The sequence below is a fragment of the Micromonospora chalcea genome, assembly GCF_028768405.1.
Lineage (GTDB): Bacteria > Actinomycetota > Actinomycetes > Mycobacteriales > Micromonosporaceae > Micromonospora > Micromonospora chalcea.
In genome coordinates this window covers 4456287-4470829 of the sequence record NZ_CP118233.1, presented here as the reverse complement: position 1 = coordinate 4470829, position 14543 = coordinate 4456287, and the positions used below count along the sequence as shown (strand labels likewise).

The following is a 14543-nucleotide window of genomic DNA, read 5'->3' as shown; positions in this document are numbered from 1 at the left end:
GAGGTGGCCGTCGCTTCGTCTGGGATCAGTTCCCCGGTCGTCCTGGTCGGCCGTTACCCGGTCCGCCCGGGCCACCTGGTCGGTCCGGCGTCGCGGTTCCGCCCTGGTCCGAGTCGCCCTTGCCGGAGCTGACCTCGATCATGACGACGCCGCCCTTGATGGTGCGCCCGTTCGGGCTGGTGCCGGCCGCGGTGCCCGCCGGGCAGTCCGACGCCACCTTGTTGCTGGAGACCACCGGCTCGAAGCCGGCGCCCTTGAGCCGGGACTTCGCGCTCTCGATGGACGCGCACTTCACATCCGGGATGGACCGCTGGTCACCCAGGACGATCTTGCCGCTGGGCGGGGTGAAGTTCTTCCGGTCCTTGCCCTTCATGGCGTCCCGCAGCGTCTCGTAGACCGCCGGGTTGATGCCGGTGGGCACGTCGTGGCCCATCTTCTGGTTGGTCTGCGGCCAGTCCGGGTCGGCCATGATGCCGGCGACCGCGTACTGCTTGGTCATGGCGACCAGCGAGGAGGTCTTCTCCGAGTCGGTGGTGCCGGACTTGCCGGCCACCGGCGCGTCGACGATGTTGCGGACGTTGCCGGCGGTGGCGGTGCCGCACTTCGTGGTCGAGGAGCGGTCACCCACCGGGCAGCGGGCGGCGTCCACGGCGGCCCGGGCCACCTCGGTGCTGACCCGCTGCTCGCAGCGCGGGTTCGCGACGTCGAGCTTCTCGCCCTCCGGGCCGCGGATCTCCTGCACCGGGATCGGCTCGCAGTACTTGCCGTCGGCGCCGAGCGTCGCGTACGCGTTCGCCAGCTCCAGCGGGGTGGTCTGCGAGACGCCGAGGCTGAACGCGCCCCACTGGTGCGGGTTGGCGGCAAGTTGCGCGTCGCTCGACGAGCGGAACGAGATGCCGAGCTTCTGCGCCGCCTTCACCACGTTCTCCGCGCCGACCCGCTGCTGCAGGTCGATGAAGAACGTGTTGACCGAGAAGCCGAAGCCGCTCCACATGTTGTGCATGCCGGCCATCGAGGCGTTGGCGTTCTTCGGGCAGTACTTGTTGGTGCCCGGGCAGGCGGCCGGCGAGTTGAACTCGACCGGGTAGTTCGACTTGAACACGGGCTGCGCGTTGATCGGGTAGCTGAGCGGGTAGCCCTTCTCCAGCGCGGCCACCAGCGTGAAGATCTTGAAGGTCGAGCCCGCCTGGTAGCCGGCGATGCCGGGGCCACCGGTGATCAGCGGGTTCACCGTGTTGGGGTAGTTGCCCCGGATCTTCTTCTTGGCCTTCGCCGGGTCGCTGGAGATCTTGTTCTGCGGGTCGTCCGGGTCGTCGAGCTTGAAGTTGCGGTTGACGGCGACGGCGCGTACCCGGCCGGTGCCGGGCTCGACGGCGGCCACCATCCGGGCCGCCTTGCTGCTCTCGCCCAGGTTCTTGCGGACGGCCTTGTCAGCGGCCTTCTGCGCCTGCACGTCGAGCGTGGAGATGATGGTGTAGCCGCCGCTCTTGAGCCGCCGCTCACGGTCGTACGAGGTGGCGCCGAACGTCTCCTGCTGCAGCCACCAGCGGTAGAGGTAGTCGCAGAAGAAGCCCCAGGAGCGGGTGGTGGTCTGGGTGCAGCCGTTCGGGGTGCGCTTGCCCTTGACGACGAGCTTGATCTTCTTGGCGGCGTCCGCCTCCTGCTGGGTGATCGCCCCGATCTGCACCATGTTGTCGATGACGTAGTCGCGTCGGCCGACCGCCTCGGGGTAGCCCGCGGGGGTGGTCGGGTCGAACGCGGTGGGCGCCTTCACCATGCCGGCGAGCATGGCCGACTCCTGGATGTCCAGCTTGCTCGGCGGCTTGTTGAAGTAGACCTGGCTGGCCGCCCAGATGCCGTACGCGCCGTTGCCGAACGCGGCGATGTTCAGGTAGCGCTCCAGGATCTCGTCCTTGGAGAGCTCCTTGTCGATCTGCAGCGCCAGGCTCATCTCGCGCAGCTTGCGGGCGCTGGTGTCCTCGGTGGCGGCGACCACGTCGGCCGGGTGGGTGGCCGAGTAGGAGATGGCCAGCCGGACGTACTGCATGGTCAGCGTCGACGCGCCCTGCCGGGAGGAGCCGGCGGACTGGTTGTTGACGAACGCCCGTGCCACACCGTTGAGGTCCACGCCGTTGTGCTTGTAGAAGTCGTGGTCCTCGGCCGCGATGATGGACTTCTGCATGTGCGGCGAGATGTCCTTGAGCTTGACGTCCTTGCGGTTCTCGTCGTACATCGTGGCCAGCACGGTCTTGCCGTCGGACGCGAGCAGCTTGGTCATCTGCGGCGACCGGGCGACTGTGAGCTCCTTGGGCAGCGCGCCGAATGTCTCCGAGCCGGCCTTCGCGGCCAGTCCGGTCATCGCCACCGCGGGGAAGGCCGCCGCAGCGACCACCACTCCGGCCAACAGGCCGCAGATCAGCAGCGATGCGGCGTTGGTCAGCACGTTGTGGTCACGTTTCCGCATCCAGGTCACCTCGACAGGGTACGCGAGCAGGGATCGGCGGGCGCGCGGGGAACTTTCCCCATTTCCTGCATGCGCCGGCCTCGTTGTGCTAAACGCACGAGCCCTGGTCCTGGGTTGCGTGAGATCCGGCGGAAGTCTCTCTGAAACCCGGGAGGGGCGCAGCGTTTTCACGTACCCGGGCGGGGTAGACGCCGGGCGAAAGCCCGGGAAGCCGGGAGTGTCCGGAATGATGGATTTCGCCGACAACGTTGCGTAATCGGGCGACTACACAGCATGATGGTGGCGGCGAAGGCAGCCGTGCGTCGTTCGTGCCGCCCTGGGGAGGCCGGCGCGGACGACCGGGGGGAGTTCGAGGGCTGCTCGCACGAAGTCGGTAGGTACTGCAAGGGGGGACGTGTACAGATGGGCATGATCACTGACTGGCCGTCACTGGCGGCATGTCAGAACGGAGACCCGGACGCGTTGTTCGTACAGGGCGCCGAACAGAACGTGGCGAAGAGGATCTGCCGGAGCTGCCCAGTTCGGTACGAGTGCCTGGCCGACGCGCTCGACAACCGGATCGAGTTCGGTGTGTGGGGTGGCATGACCGAACGCGAGCGCCGGGCGTTGCTGCGCCGTCACCCGCAGGTGACCAGCTGGCGCAAGATGTTCGAGGCGGCCATGAAGAAGAACGCCAAGGAGAAGGCCGGCAAGGACAAGGTCCTGGTGACCACTGCCACCTGACCGCCAGGTCAGCTCCGGCTGATCGCCTCGCCGATCGTCCGCAGCCCGTCGACGTCGTGCACGTCGGCGGGCTGCGCGGCCACCGACACCGCCGGCACCGCCGGGAACGCCTCGGTGAACCGGGCCGCCACCTGCTCCTCGCGTACCGCCTGCTGGGCCAGCGCGGCATGCGCGCGCAGCACTTCGACGGTGCCCTCGTGCCCGCCCGCCGCGGCCAGCCGCTCCGCGGCGGCCAGGCTCTCCGCCGCGGACAGGTCCGCCGCCGGCCGGTGTACCCGGTTGAGCACCAGCCCGGCCAGCGGCATCTGCTCTTCCCGCAGGCGACCCGCGAAGTAGGCGGCCTCCCGGACCGCGTCCGGCTCCGGGGCCGCGACCAGCAGGAACGCCGTCTCCCGGGCCTGCAGGATCCGGTACGTCTGCTCGGCCCGCTGCCGGAACCCGCCGAACATCGAGTCGAGGGCCGCGACGAAGCCGGACAGGTCGGTGAGCAGTTGGGCGCCGAGCACCTTCTGCACCACCTTGGAGAACATCCCGAAGCTCGCCGTCACCAGGTTGAACATGCTGCGTCCGCCGGTGCGCGCCGGGGCCAGCAGCAGTCGCAGCATGCGGCCGTCGAGGAACCGGGACAGGCGGGCCGGAGCGTCCAGGAAGTCGAGCGCGGACCGCGACGGCGGCGTGTCCACCACGATCAGGTCCCACTCGCCCCGGGCGTGCAACTGGCCCAGCTTCTCCATCGCCATGTACTCCTGCGTGCCGGCGAAGGTGGAACTCATGGCCTGGTAGAACGGGTTGGCGAAGATCTCCGCGGCCTTCGCCGGGTCGGTGTGCTGGAGCACCACGTCGTCGAACGTGCGCTTCATGTCCAGCATCATGGCGTGCAGCTCGCCGCCGCTGGCCTCGACGTCGATGCCCTTGACCTGGCGGGGTGTGTTGTCCAGCTCGGTCAGGCCGAGCGACTGCGCCAGCCGGCGGGCCGGGTCGATGGTGAGCACCACGGTCCGGCGGCCGTGCCGCTCGGCCGCGCGCAGCGCCAGCGCCGCGGCAGTGGTCGTCTTGCCCACGCCGCCCGCCCCGCAGCAGACCACGATCCGTACACCGTCGTCGGCGAGGATCTGGTCGACGTCAAGCGGAGGCGCCGCGTCTTCGGAAGGCACCAATCGAGCGTATCGGTCCCGAGGGGCACTCTGCTCCGTGCCGGTCGCAGGTGTGAGTCAATCCGCCCGGACGAGGGTCTCGGCGAGCGCCTCCAACCCGGCCCGGTCGACTCCTCCGGGCAGCAGCGGCAGTTCGATCATGGGCAGGCCCAGCTCCACCAGGTCGCCCCGGAGCGAGTCCTCCAGCTCTCGGCGTACCTGCTGGTCGTGGGCCTCCTCGACGAGCCCGGCCACGGTCGGGCCGTCGGTCGGCAGGCCGGCGGCGGCCAGCCCGCGCTCCAGCTCGGCCGCGGTCACGGCCCGGCCGGCCGGCACCGGCGGGCGGACGCCGTTGACGATCACCCGGCCGACCGGGAAGCCGAGCTGGGTCAGCTCGGCGACTGCGTCCAGCGTCTCCTGGACCGGCATCTCCTCCAGCAGCGTGACCACGTGCACGGCTGTCATCGGCGACCGGAGCAGCGCGGAGACGCCCTCGCTCTGGGTCTTGATCGGGCCGACCTTGGCCAGCCGGGCGGTCTCCGCTGTCACGTTCAAAAAGCGGCCGATGCGTCCGGTCGGCGGCGCGTCCAGCACGACCGCGTCGTACGTCCGGCGCGAGCCGCTGGTCCGGGTGGTCGCCTCCTTGACCTTGCCGGTGAGCAGCACGTCGCGCAGGCCCGGCGCGATCGTGGTGGCGAAGTCGATCGCGCCGAGCTTGCGCAGCGCCCGGCCGGCCGCGCCGAGCTTGTAGAACATGTCCAGGTATTCCAGGAGCGCCGCCTCGGCGTCGACCGCCAGCGCCCGCACCTCACCGCCGCCGGGCGCGTCGGCGAGGTGCCGCTCCTCGTACGGCAGCGGGTCGGTGCCGAAGAGCTGGGCGATGCCCTGCCGGCCCTCCACCTCGACCAGCAGGGTGCGCCGGCCCCCGGCGGCCAGGCCGAGGGCCAGCGCGGCGGCCACGCTCGTCTTGCCTGTGCCGCCCTTGCCGGTCACCACGTGCAGGCGGGCCGGCCATCTGCCGGCGGACTCGGCCGGCTGCTCACTCGCTGCCACCCGTCGAGCCTAACCAGCCGGCCGGATCAGCCGACCTCGCAGACCCACCAACCCGTCTTCCGCACCACTGTGAAGCGCAGGGACTGCTCGGCGACCTTCTCGTCGGCGGTGGTCATGGTCACCCGGGCGGAGACGGTGGCCCGGTCGCCGGTCTCGTTGTCGACGGTCGGGTTGCTCCAGCGGAACCGGGGGTTCTGGTACTGCTCGGCGTACTTGCGCACCTCGGCGACCTTGGCGGCGATCTTCTCGTCGTCCCGGGCCGCCGAGCAGACGAACGTGGCCGCCTTCTCGGCGTCCCGCTCCTGGTAGACGGCCTTGAGGAAGCCGTCCACCGCGATCTGCGGCTCCTTCGCTCCCTGGCCGTTCTCGGCGTCGCGCAGGACCAGGAACGCGGCAGTGCCCCCACCGCCGCAGAGCAGGACCGCGGCGGCCAGCACCAGCGAGGCGATGAGCAGCGCCGGTCGCTTGCGTGGCGGGCCGCCGGGCGGGCCGGGCGGATACGCCGGTGGCCCGGCGGCGGGAACGGCGCCCGGCGGTGTGCCGCCGCCGGGCGGTGATTGTGGGTGCGGGTCGCCGGGCGTGCCGGTGTCGCCACCGGCGGGCGGTTGGGTCATCTGTCTCCCCCGGGTTGCGGCTCCCGTCGCCGCCCCAGGCGACGGGCACGGGTCGAGGTGGTCGGGCGCGCGTCCGCGCGTGCCCAGTCCGGAAGGGTAGCGGTCGGCGGGGCGCTTGCCAGCCCCGCGTACGCACCGGCGGGAGGCGAGTTCGCGGTCGCGTTCCGGACCAGGCTTGTGTCACATATGTGACTGGTTGTGACGAAGCATGCGCGTCCCGTTGCCGGGACTGGCCGGAGGTCCTACGTTCGTCCCGACACGGAGAGCCGGACCCGCCGGACGGTGCCGAGGCGGATGGCGGTGTCAGTGAGCAGGTACGACGCCCGGAGGCGACGCATGCGCGACGCGGAGAACACCCCCCGAGCCCAGTTCCCCGGCGACCGGTCCGGCCGGCCCGGCGAGGCCGACGTGCCCGCCTCGTTCAACGAGCGGTCGTACCGCCTTCCGGTCGAGGTGGTCCGGACGCCGTCCCGCCCCGGCGCGAAGGGGCGGGACGAGGACGAGCCCGGCTACGTCATCCACCTGCCGGTACGGGTGGCCGACCTCGCCGCGGCCACCGCGCTCGCCGGCACCGTGGCCACCTCGCTGAGCTTCCTGGTGGAGCTGGATGCGGGCGAGACCACCGTCTCCACCGCCGACGACCAGAACAACAGGCACCGGGTCTTCTGCGATCTGCTGCTGCCCGACCGCAGCCGGTGCCCGCAGCGCTTCGAGCACGAGGGCCCGTGTGGCGAGCCGCCCTCCGCGCCGGAGCCGCGTCCCGCGTCCCGTTGACGACGGCGGACCGTAGGCTGTGCCTGACCGAAGTCCAAGTCAGGCAAGGGAGCCCTCCTCCGATGCAGAAGTGGGAATACGCCACGGTGCCGCTGCTGGTCCACGCGACCAAGCAGATCCTCGACAACTGGGGCGAGGACGGCTGGGAACTGGTCTCGGTGGTGCCCGGCCCGAACCCGGAGCAGCTCGTCGCGTACCTGAAGCGCCCGAAGGGCTGACCGGCATGAGCAACGGACCCCACGCGAAGCTCGCCGAACTCGGCCTCGCGCTGCCCGAGGTGGTGCCGCCGGTGGCCAGCTACGTGCCGGCCGTCCAGTCCGGGCAGCACGTCTACGTCTCCGGCCAGCTGCCGATGGCCGAGGGCAAGCTGCTCGCCACCGGCAAGGTCGGCAACGGCGTCTCCGCCGAGCAGGCGAAGGACCTGGCGCAGCGGTGCGCGCTGAACGCGCTGGCCGCGATCGACGCGCTGGTCGGGCTGGAGAACGTGGTGAAGGTCGTGAAGCTGACCGGCTTCGTGGCCAGCGCGCCCGGTTTCACCGGCCAGCCCGGCGTGATCAACGGTGCCTCGGACCTGTTCGGCGCCGTGTTCGGCGAGGCCGGCCGCCACGCCCGCAGCGCGGTGGGCGTGGCCGAACTCCCCCTCGACGCCCCGGTAGAGGTAGAGGTCATCGTCGAGGTCGTCTGACCCGCCCCGCCGAGCCCGCGATCTTGCGGTTACCGCCCTGGCAGAAGCCCCAGACGGGGACAAACCAGCGGCGGGAACTGCAAGATCGCGGGGAGTGGCCGGGGGAGTCGTACGATCGCTGCCATGGGTGGGCGTGTGACCGGGGCCGCTGGGGCGCTTGCAGATGGGCTGCCGGGGTGGGTGACGCTGTTGCGCGCGCCCAATCCGGGGCCGATGACGCTCGACGGGACCAACACGTGGGTGCTGCGGGCCGGGCCGGACGCGCCGGCCCTGGTGGTCGACCCGGGCCCCGCCGACGAGGGGCACCTCGCCGCGATCGCGGCCCAGGGGCCGATCGGCGCGGTGCTGATCACGCACGGGCACCCCGACCACACCGAGTGCGCGCCCCGGCTGCGTGAGCTGCTCGACGGCGTACCCGTGCTCGCCGCCGACCCGGCCCACACCGCCGGCGGTGACCCGCTCACCGCCGACACGCGCCTCGACCTGGGGCTCGACCTGCGGCTGCTGCCCACCCCCGGGCACACCGCCGACTCGGTCTGCCTCCTCGCCGAGCACGACGGCGATCGGGTGGTGCTGACCGGCGACACGATCCTCGGGCGGGGCACCACCGTGGTGGCCCACCCCGACGGGCACCTCGGCGACTATTTGTCGAGCCTGGAACTGCTCTCCACGTACCGGGAGGTCCCGGTGCTCCCGGGCCACGGCCCGGCGCTCGCCGACTGCGGCGCGGCGGCCGACTTCTACCTGGCCCACCGGCGGGCCCGGCTGGACCAGGTGCGCGCCGCCGTGGCCGCGGGCGCCACCACCGCGCCCGAGGTGGTCGCCGTGGTCTACGCCGACGTCGACAGGTCGCTGTGGTGGGCCGCCGAGTGGTCCGTCCGCGCCCAGCTCGAACACCTCGGAGTGGAGCAGCCGTGACCTGCCCGGTGTGCGGGACGGTAGCGGTACCCGGGGCGCGGTTCTGTCACAACTGCGGCGCGGCGCTGCCGGCCGCCGCCACGCTGCCCGCCGCCGAACGCCGCGTGGTGACAGTGCTCTTCGGTGACCTGTCCGACTTCACCTCCTGGTCGGAGGACCTGGACCCGGAACGGGTCGGCGCGGTCACCGACCGGGTGCTCGCCGCCCTCGCGGGCGCGGTCAAGACGTTCGGCGGCCACGTCGACAAGCTCACCGGCGACGGGATCATGGCGGTCTTCGGCGCGCCGGTCGCCCACGAGGACGACGCCGAGCGGGCGGTCCGCGCGGCGCTGTCCATGCAGCGCGCGGTGCGGCGGGTGCTCGACGACGAGCGGGGCGGCGGCGCGCCGCTGGGCCTGCGCGTCGGCCTCAACACCGGGGACGTGATCGCGGGCATCCAGGCGGCGATCGAGTACACGGTCATCGGCGACACGGTGAACACCGCCGCGCGGCTCGCCGACGCCGCCGCGGTCGGCGCGGTCTACGCCGGGGCGCGCACCTCCGCCGCCACCCGGCACGTCGCCTCCTGGCGGGCGCTGCGCCCGCTGCGGCTCAAGGGCAAGCGGGAGCCGGTCGAGGCGTACGAGCTGCTGGGCCTGCTGGACGCGCCCGGCACCCGGTCCGGTCTCGGCGACGAGGCGCCGTTCGTGGGCCGGGAGACGGAGATCGGCCGGGTCGCCGGCCGGCTCGCCGAGGTGATCGACCGGGGCGAGCCCCGGGTGCTGCTGATGACCGCCGAGGCGGGCATCGGCAAGTCCCGGTTCGCGGCCGAGGTGGAACGCCTCGCCGCCGGATACGACGTCGGCGCCGGCCGGTACGCCGCGCACACCGGCGCCCGGGTGCTGTCGGTGCGGTGCGCCGCGTTCGGCGAGCGCCGCCGCCTGGCCCCGCTGGCCGACCTGGTCCGCGCCGCCGTCGGCCTGCCCGGCGACGCGGCCACCGCCGTCACCCGCCCGGCCGTCGAGGAGCGGCTGCGCCGCCTCGGCCAGCGCCTGTCCCGGCTCCCCGGCGACCCGCCACCGATCGCCGTGGACCAGCTCCTGGCCCTGCTCGGGTACGCCGAACTGCCGCCCGCCACGGAGAACGGTGAGTGGAACGCGGCCGGGCCGCCACCGGACGACGAAGCCGTGCCGACCGCTGTCGCGGACCTGCTCACCGCGCTCGCCGTGGAGGCGCCGCTGGTGATCGTGGTGGACGACCTGCACGACGCCACGGCCGAGACGCTCAAGGCGTTGGCGCTGACCCTCAACCGGCTCAGCGGGCCGGTGCTCGTGCTGCTGCTCGGCCGTCCCGAGCTGGTACGGACCGCCGGCGCGCTGACCCGGGTCGCGGACGCCGAGGTGCACGCGCTGCCGCCGCTGCGCGGCGCGGACGCCTCCCGGCTGCTCACCAGCTACCTCGCCGGTGGCCGCATGCCCCAGGCCGACACGGACCGGCTGCTCGCCACCGCCCAGGGCAACCCGTTCTACCTGGCCGAACTCGTGACGCTGCTGATGGAGCGCGGCGCGCTGACCGCCGGGCCCGGCCGCGGCGCGGACGTCGGCTGGCGTCTCGCGCCCGGCTCGCTCGGCAGCCGGCTGCTCTCCCGGGACCTGGCCGCGGTGCTCGCGGCGCGTATCGACGCGCTGCCGCCGGATGCCCGCTCGGCGCTGCGCGACGCCGCGGTGGTGGGCGACACAGTGCCCGCCGGCGCGCTGGAGGCGCTGCGCGAGCAGCGGCTCGGGCAGGACGGCCGGCCCGCCGCGGTGGCCGCCGTCGAGCTGGACCGGGCCGTGGAGGAGCTGCTGCAACGCCGCATGCTGCACCGCACCCGCACCGGGTTCGCCTTCGCCACCCCGCTCATGCGGGAGGCCGCGTACGCCGGGGTGAGCAAGGCCGAGCTGGCCGAACGGCACGCGGCGCTGGCCCGCTGGGCCGCGCCGGAGAGCGTGGACGGGACGGGCGGCGCCCCGGCGGGCGCCTTCACCGAGGCCGCCCGGGACGACTTCGTCGCCGAGCACGTCGAGCGGGCCACAGCGCTCGCCGACGCGGTCAAGCTGCGCCCGGACGCGCCGGCCCGGGCGGTCACCCCGCTGGGCGTGGCCGCGCTGGGCCGGGCCGCCCGCCGGTCACTGCGGTCGGGGGAGCCGGCTCTCGCGGTCGAGTACGCCGAACGCGCGGCCGAGCTGGCCCGCGACGGCGTACCGCCGGCCGACCGGGTGACGCACGCCCGGGCGCTGCTCCAGATCGGCCGCCCGGCCGACGCGCTCGCGTTCGCCGAGAAGATCGCCGCGAACACCGGTGACCCGGCCACCCGGACCGCCGCGCTGCTGCTGGCCGGGCAGGCCCAGCAGACGCTGGGTGACGCCGAGCGGGCCGAGCGCAGCTGGCAGGAGGCGTTGCAGGTGGCCACCGACGCCGACCTGCCCACCATGCGGGCGTCGGCGATGCGGCGGCTCGGCATGGCCGACTTCATCGCCGGCCGGCTCGGGCAGGCGAGCAGCCGGCTGGCCGCGTCCTATCAGGTCAGCCTGGCCGCCCGGGATCCGCGCGGGCAGGCCTGGTCGTTGCAGAACCTGGCCTGGGTGACCACCACCCGGGGCGACTTCGCCGGCACCGACGCGGTGCTCGGGCGGGCCGCCCGGCTCTTCGCCGAGCTGAAGGACCCGTACGGGCGGGCCTGGCTGCGCGGCACCACCGCGTTCGCCCGGCTGCTCGCCGGACGGCTGCGGGAGGCGTGCCGGATGGCGCGGGTGTTCCTGCCGTTCGGGGAGCGGGTCGGCGAGGCGTGGGCGGTCGGCACGCTGCGCGCGGTCGAGGCGTACGCCACCGCCGAGCTGGGCGACCTGGCCGAGGCGGACCGGGCGGCGCGGCGCGCGTACCGGGACTTCGCCGAGGTGGGCGACGACTGGGGACAGGGCTTCGCGCTCGTGGTGCGCGGGGTGGTGGCGCGCGGGCTGGGCGAGCCGGAACACGCCGCCGACCTGTTCACCGACGCGCTCGAGTACGCCGACCGCACCACCCACCCGCTGCTGACCGGCATGGCCGGGACGCTGCGCGGCTTCGTGGCGCTGGACATGGGCGACCACGAGACCGCCGAGCGGGAGGCACGGTCGGTGCTGACCCGGGTGGAGCCGCACAACCCGCAGGCCCCGGCCCAGGTCGCGCCCCGGGTGCTGCTCGCCATGGCCCGCCTCGCGGCCGGTGACCCGGGCACCGCCGTGGGGCTGCTGGCCCCGGTCGCCACCGGCGCGGCGAACGCGCCCTCGCTGCTGTTCTCCCGGCGGCAGACGATGGCCCGGTACGCCGCCGCGCTGCTCGCCCACGGCCAGCGCGAACAGGCGCTCGACTGGGCGCAGCGGTCGATCACGGCGCCGGCCGAGGACGTGCGCAGCCAGGTGGTGGCGCGGCTGGTGCTGGCCGAGGCGCTCGACGCGTGCGGCCGCCGGGCCGAGGCGCTGACCAACGCGGAGGAGGCGGTACGCCTCGCGTACGCCACCGAACAGCGCAGTGAGCGGATGGTCGCCGACGCGTTGCGGGTTCGCCTCTCCGGCGGCTGATCGCCCGCTGTTCTGACGGTTCCGGGGATGTGTTCGTCGGTGGAGCCGGTTAGCGTGGGCGGCGACAGTCGTGGATCGACTGCCGCCTCCCGGTGCGCGCCTGCGTCACCGGCGGACCACGCTGGGGAGGGACGATGAGGCTGCCGCGCTCGGGCGCCGGCTGGACGATCGCGGTCTTCGGGCTCCTCGCGCTGCTCCTCGGCGCGCTCGGCCTGATCTGGCCGGAGACTCAGCTTCGTCTGCTCGGCTTCGAGGTGCCGGCCGAACGCGCCCCGGGCGACTACACCGGCACGTTCCTCACCGCGTCGTCGATGGCCTCGTTCAACATGGGGGTCTACTACCTGCTCGCCGTCGCCACCGAGTGGCGGCCGTTCTACCGCTTCACGGTCTGGTTCCGCCTGGTCACGTTCACCGTCTTCACCATCGCGGTGCTGTCCGACGTCGCGCCGGACCGGTTCTTCGCGGTCGCCGCGTGGGAAGGGCTGGGCGCGGTCGCGACAGCCGTCGGCCTGTGGTGGGACGCGCGCCGGGCGGGCACCGCCACTGACGACTCCGCGCCGGATCCGGTGCCGGCCACCGATGCGGCCCGCTGAGCGGCCGGACCAGTTGGGTATTTTCGAACCGTGACCGAGACCCCGCCCGGCGCCGTGCGGCTGCCAATCGTGCCCGGTCTGACCGATCTGCAGGTGTTCGCCCGGGGCGGCTACGCCACCATCTACCGGGCCACCCAGATCTCGGTGGGGCGCGAGGTGGCGGTCAAGATCGAGAACCGGACGCTGGACAGCGAACGCGACCAGGCCCGCTTCCTGCGCGAGGCCCGCGCCGCCGGGCGGATGTCGTCGCACCCCCACGTGGTCGACCTCTTCGACGTCGGGGTCACCGTCGACCAGCACCCCTACCTGATCATGGAACTGTGCGACGGCTCGTACGCGGAGCGGATGCGCACCTCGCCGCTGGGCCCGGAGGAGACCCGCGACCTCGGCGTGAAGATCGCCGACGCGCTGGCCCACTCGCACGCGGCGGGCGTGCTGCACCGGGACGTCAAGCCGGCCAACATCCTGCACTCCGAGTTCAACTCGGCGGTCCTCGCCGACTTCGGCCTGGCGGTGCTCGCCGAGTTCCGTGACTCCTCGGTCATGCTGGAGGCGCTCACCCCGGCGTACGCGCCGCCCGAGACGTTCAACCACAGCCCGCCCAGCCCGGCCGTCGACGTCTACTCGCTGTGCGCCACCCTCTACGCGGTGATGTACGGCCGGCCGCCGCGCTGGCACTCGGAACGCAACCCGAGTCTGGTGACCGTGCTGGAGATGTTCCAGCAGCCCATCCCCGGGCTGCCCGGGGTGCCCGGCGAGCTGATCGACGTACTCCGGCTGGGGATGTCGAACGACCCGGGCGCGCGTCCCTCCGCGGTCGAGTTGCGCGGCCTGCTCGCCGGGCTGCCGCTGGACGGCGCCCCGGCCGGCGGCGCGCTCTACGACGGCGCCGAGCGCTACCGCCGTAGCGGCGGCCCGAACCCGCGCCCGCCCGCCGACGACGACCACCCGACCGTGGCGTCGCGGGCCCGCCGCTGGCCCAAGCGCTGGTTCCTCGGCGGCGCCGGGGTGCTCGCGCTGGCGGCGTCGGCCGGTGGCGGCTGGCTGGCCGCCGGTCACACGCCCGCCGCTCCGCCGACCCCGGTGACGAGCGGCGTGGCCGGGGGGCCGGTGCCCGGCTGCGCGTCCGCCGACGTGCGGCTCCCGGCCGGCGCGCGGTGCGCTTCCGAGCTGGAGTGCTTCGGTCCGGTACGGCTGCGCCGCGACCGGGCCGAGGCGAGCCGGGTGCCCTGCGACGGCCAGCACACCTGGGAGACGTACGCCGCGGGTGACCTGCCGGCCGGTCTCGCCGGCGCCAAGCACGACGCGGTGGTCGCCGACCCGGCCGTCGGCAAGGTGTGCAACCCCGACACGTTCCGGGTGGTCAGTGGCGCGGACCCGGCGAACGGATGGAACCTCGAGGTGCTGCCGCCGGAGACCGACGCCGACCGCACCTACCGGTGCCTGGCCGGGCGGGGAGTGAACGCGCTCGCCGGGCCCACGCTCACCGGCCGCTGAGCCCTCGGCTCTGCCGCACCGACCTCGGGTCGAGCGTCTCCAGCGTGTCGGCGTCCACCGCGGTCTGCGTCCGCAGGCCGCGTACCGCCCGCGGGTCCAGCGTCTCGAGCGTGTCCGCGTCGACCGGATGGCCGCCGGGGGCGCGCAGGTTCCGTACCGCCCGGGGGTCGATCGCCTCGAGCGTGTCGGCGTCCACTCCGTACCCGGCCTCGGGCAGCCAGGTCTCGGGCGACGGGGTGTGCCCACCACCGCTGACGGGCTGGCGGGCCGCGGTGATCGTCACCCCGGCGATCATGCCCAGCACGACGCAGACCAGGGCCAGCACGACCGACAGGATGCCGGGCGGGCGCCACACCGCGAGGGCCACCACCGCCGCAACCGTCGCCAGGGACGCGACGACGGCCTTCGCCCGCGCATCGGGCTTCGGGAACGATCTCACCCGACAAGCATGGCCCAGCGCGGCAACCTGTCAACCGGCGGGCCGAGACGGCTTCCCGTCAGTCACGCTCCA

Annotated in this window: 13 protein-coding genes; 8 read left to right on the top strand and 5 right to left on the bottom strand. The window is 73.5% G+C overall.

Annotated elements, in window-relative coordinates:
* Window positions 1-25 precede the first annotated feature (25 nt).
* Window positions 26-2464: a penicillin-binding protein gene (locus PVK74_RS19765; RefSeq protein WP_210885046.1), complete on the bottom strand. Its 2439-nt coding sequence runs from the start codon at window positions 2462-2464 to the stop codon at window positions 26-28.
* A 402-nt stretch (window positions 2465-2866) separates the two neighbouring features.
* Here PVK74_RS19765 and PVK74_RS19760 point away from each other — a divergent pair, with 402 nt between their 5' ends.
* Entirely contained in the window at window positions 2867-3187 is a 321-nt protein-coding gene (locus PVK74_RS19760) for a WhiB family transcriptional regulator (RefSeq protein ID WP_043327856.1), read from the top strand.
* Window positions 3188-3195: 8 nt separating this feature from the next.
* Here the strand turns inward: PVK74_RS19760 and bagB are convergent, their stop codons facing one another.
* Genes bagB through PVK74_RS19745 form a run of 3 tightly spaced genes read right to left on the bottom strand, consistent with a single transcriptional unit; the run spans window position 3196 to window position 5987 of the window.
* Window positions 3196-4344: an ArsA family ATPase gene (bagB, locus tag PVK74_RS19755; RefSeq protein ID WP_181373731.1), complete on the bottom strand. Its 1149-nt coding sequence runs from the start codon at window positions 4342-4344 to the stop codon at window positions 3196-3198.
* Window positions 4345-4398: 54 nt separating this feature from the next.
* A complete protein-coding gene (gene bagA, locus PVK74_RS19750) occupies window positions 4399-5373 on the bottom strand; it encodes an ATPase BagA (protein ID WP_043327858.1) in 975 nt (324 codons plus the stop codon).
* A gap of 26 nt (window positions 5374-5399) precedes the next feature.
* Window positions 5400-5987, bottom strand: a complete 588-nt coding sequence (locus PVK74_RS19745) for an Rv0361 family membrane protein (RefSeq protein WP_069088218.1) — start codon at window positions 5985-5987, stop codon at window positions 5400-5402.
* A gap of 336 nt (window positions 5988-6323) precedes the next feature.
* On the opposite strand from PVK74_RS19745, the gene PVK74_RS19740 reads away from it, so the two are divergent.
* The 7 genes from PVK74_RS19740 to PVK74_RS19710 all read left to right on the top strand — a co-directional run bounded on the left by PVK74_RS19740 (window position 6324) and on the right by PVK74_RS19710 (window position 14032).
* On the top strand, window positions 6324-6761 hold the full coding sequence (locus PVK74_RS19740) for a hypothetical protein (protein ID WP_043327859.1): 438 nt from the start codon (window positions 6324-6326) through the stop codon (window positions 6759-6761).
* A 62-nt stretch (window positions 6762-6823) separates the two neighbouring features.
* On the top strand, window positions 6824-6979 hold the full coding sequence (locus PVK74_RS19735; protein WP_013289021.1) for a Sp36 family protein: 156 nt from the start codon (window positions 6824-6826) through the stop codon (window positions 6977-6979).
* A gap of 5 nt (window positions 6980-6984) precedes the next feature.
* On the top strand, window positions 6985-7446 hold the full coding sequence (locus tag PVK74_RS19730; protein ID WP_043327860.1) for a RidA family protein: 462 nt from the start codon (window positions 6985-6987) through the stop codon (window positions 7444-7446).
* A gap of 123 nt (window positions 7447-7569) precedes the next feature.
* Window positions 7570-8364 carry an MBL fold metallo-hydrolase gene (locus PVK74_RS19725; protein ID WP_274476981.1) on the top strand — a complete coding sequence of 265 codons (795 nt, stop codon included), beginning with the start codon at window positions 7570-7572 and terminating at the stop codon, window positions 8362-8364.
* Window positions 8361-11942 carry an adenylate/guanylate cyclase domain-containing protein gene (locus PVK74_RS19720; protein ID WP_064446802.1) on the top strand — a complete coding sequence of 1194 codons (3582 nt, stop codon included), beginning with the start codon at window positions 8361-8363 and terminating at the stop codon, window positions 11940-11942. The genes PVK74_RS19725 and PVK74_RS19720 overlap by 4 nt, the downstream gene beginning before the upstream one ends.
* A 134-nt stretch (window positions 11943-12076) precedes the next feature.
* Window positions 12077-12535 carry a hypothetical protein gene (locus tag PVK74_RS19715; protein ID WP_043327862.1) on the top strand — a complete coding sequence of 153 codons (459 nt, stop codon included), beginning with the start codon at window positions 12077-12079 and terminating at the stop codon, window positions 12533-12535.
* 30 nt (window positions 12536-12565) lie between these two features.
* Complete coding sequence (locus tag PVK74_RS19710) at window positions 12566-14032, top strand: serine/threonine-protein kinase (RefSeq protein ID WP_064446801.1); 1467 nt, start codon at window positions 12566-12568, stop codon at window positions 14030-14032.
* Here PVK74_RS19710 and PVK74_RS19705 read toward each other — a convergent pair.
* Window positions 14019-14471 (bottom strand): hypothetical protein, encoded by a 453-nt coding sequence (locus PVK74_RS19705; protein ID WP_043327863.1) that lies wholly within the window; start codon window positions 14469-14471, stop codon window positions 14019-14021. The genes PVK74_RS19710 and PVK74_RS19705 overlap by 14 nt on opposite strands.
* Window positions 14472-14543: the final 72 nt, after the last annotated feature.

Bases quoted from the DNA above. Each gene is read 5' to 3' on its own strand.
- PVK74_RS19730 (WP_043327860.1), top strand. From the start codon at position 6,985: ATGAGCAACGGACCCCACGCGAAGCTCGCCGAACTCGGCCTCGCGCTG.
- PVK74_RS19725 (WP_274476981.1), top strand. From the start codon at position 7,570: ATGGGTGGGCGTGTGACCGGGGCCGCTGGGGCGCTTGCAGATGGGCTG.
- PVK74_RS19740 (WP_043327859.1), top strand. From the start codon at position 6,324: ATGCGCGACGCGGAGAACACCCCCCGAGCCCAGTTCCCCGGCGACCGG.
- PVK74_RS19735 (WP_013289021.1), top strand. From the start codon at position 6,824: ATGCAGAAGTGGGAATACGCCACGGTGCCGCTGCTGGTCCACGCGACC.
- PVK74_RS19765 (WP_210885046.1), bottom strand. From the start codon at position 2,464: ATGCGGAAACGTGACCACAACGTGCTGACCAACGCCGCATCGCTGCTG.
- PVK74_RS19745 (WP_069088218.1), bottom strand. From the start codon at position 5,987: ATGACCCAACCGCCCGCCGGTGGCGACACCGGCACGCCCGGCGACCCG.
- PVK74_RS19760 (WP_043327856.1), top strand. From the start codon at position 2,867: ATGGGCATGATCACTGACTGGCCGTCACTGGCGGCATGTCAGAACGGA.
- PVK74_RS19715 (WP_043327862.1), top strand. From the start codon at position 12,077: ATGAGGCTGCCGCGCTCGGGCGCCGGCTGGACGATCGCGGTCTTCGGG.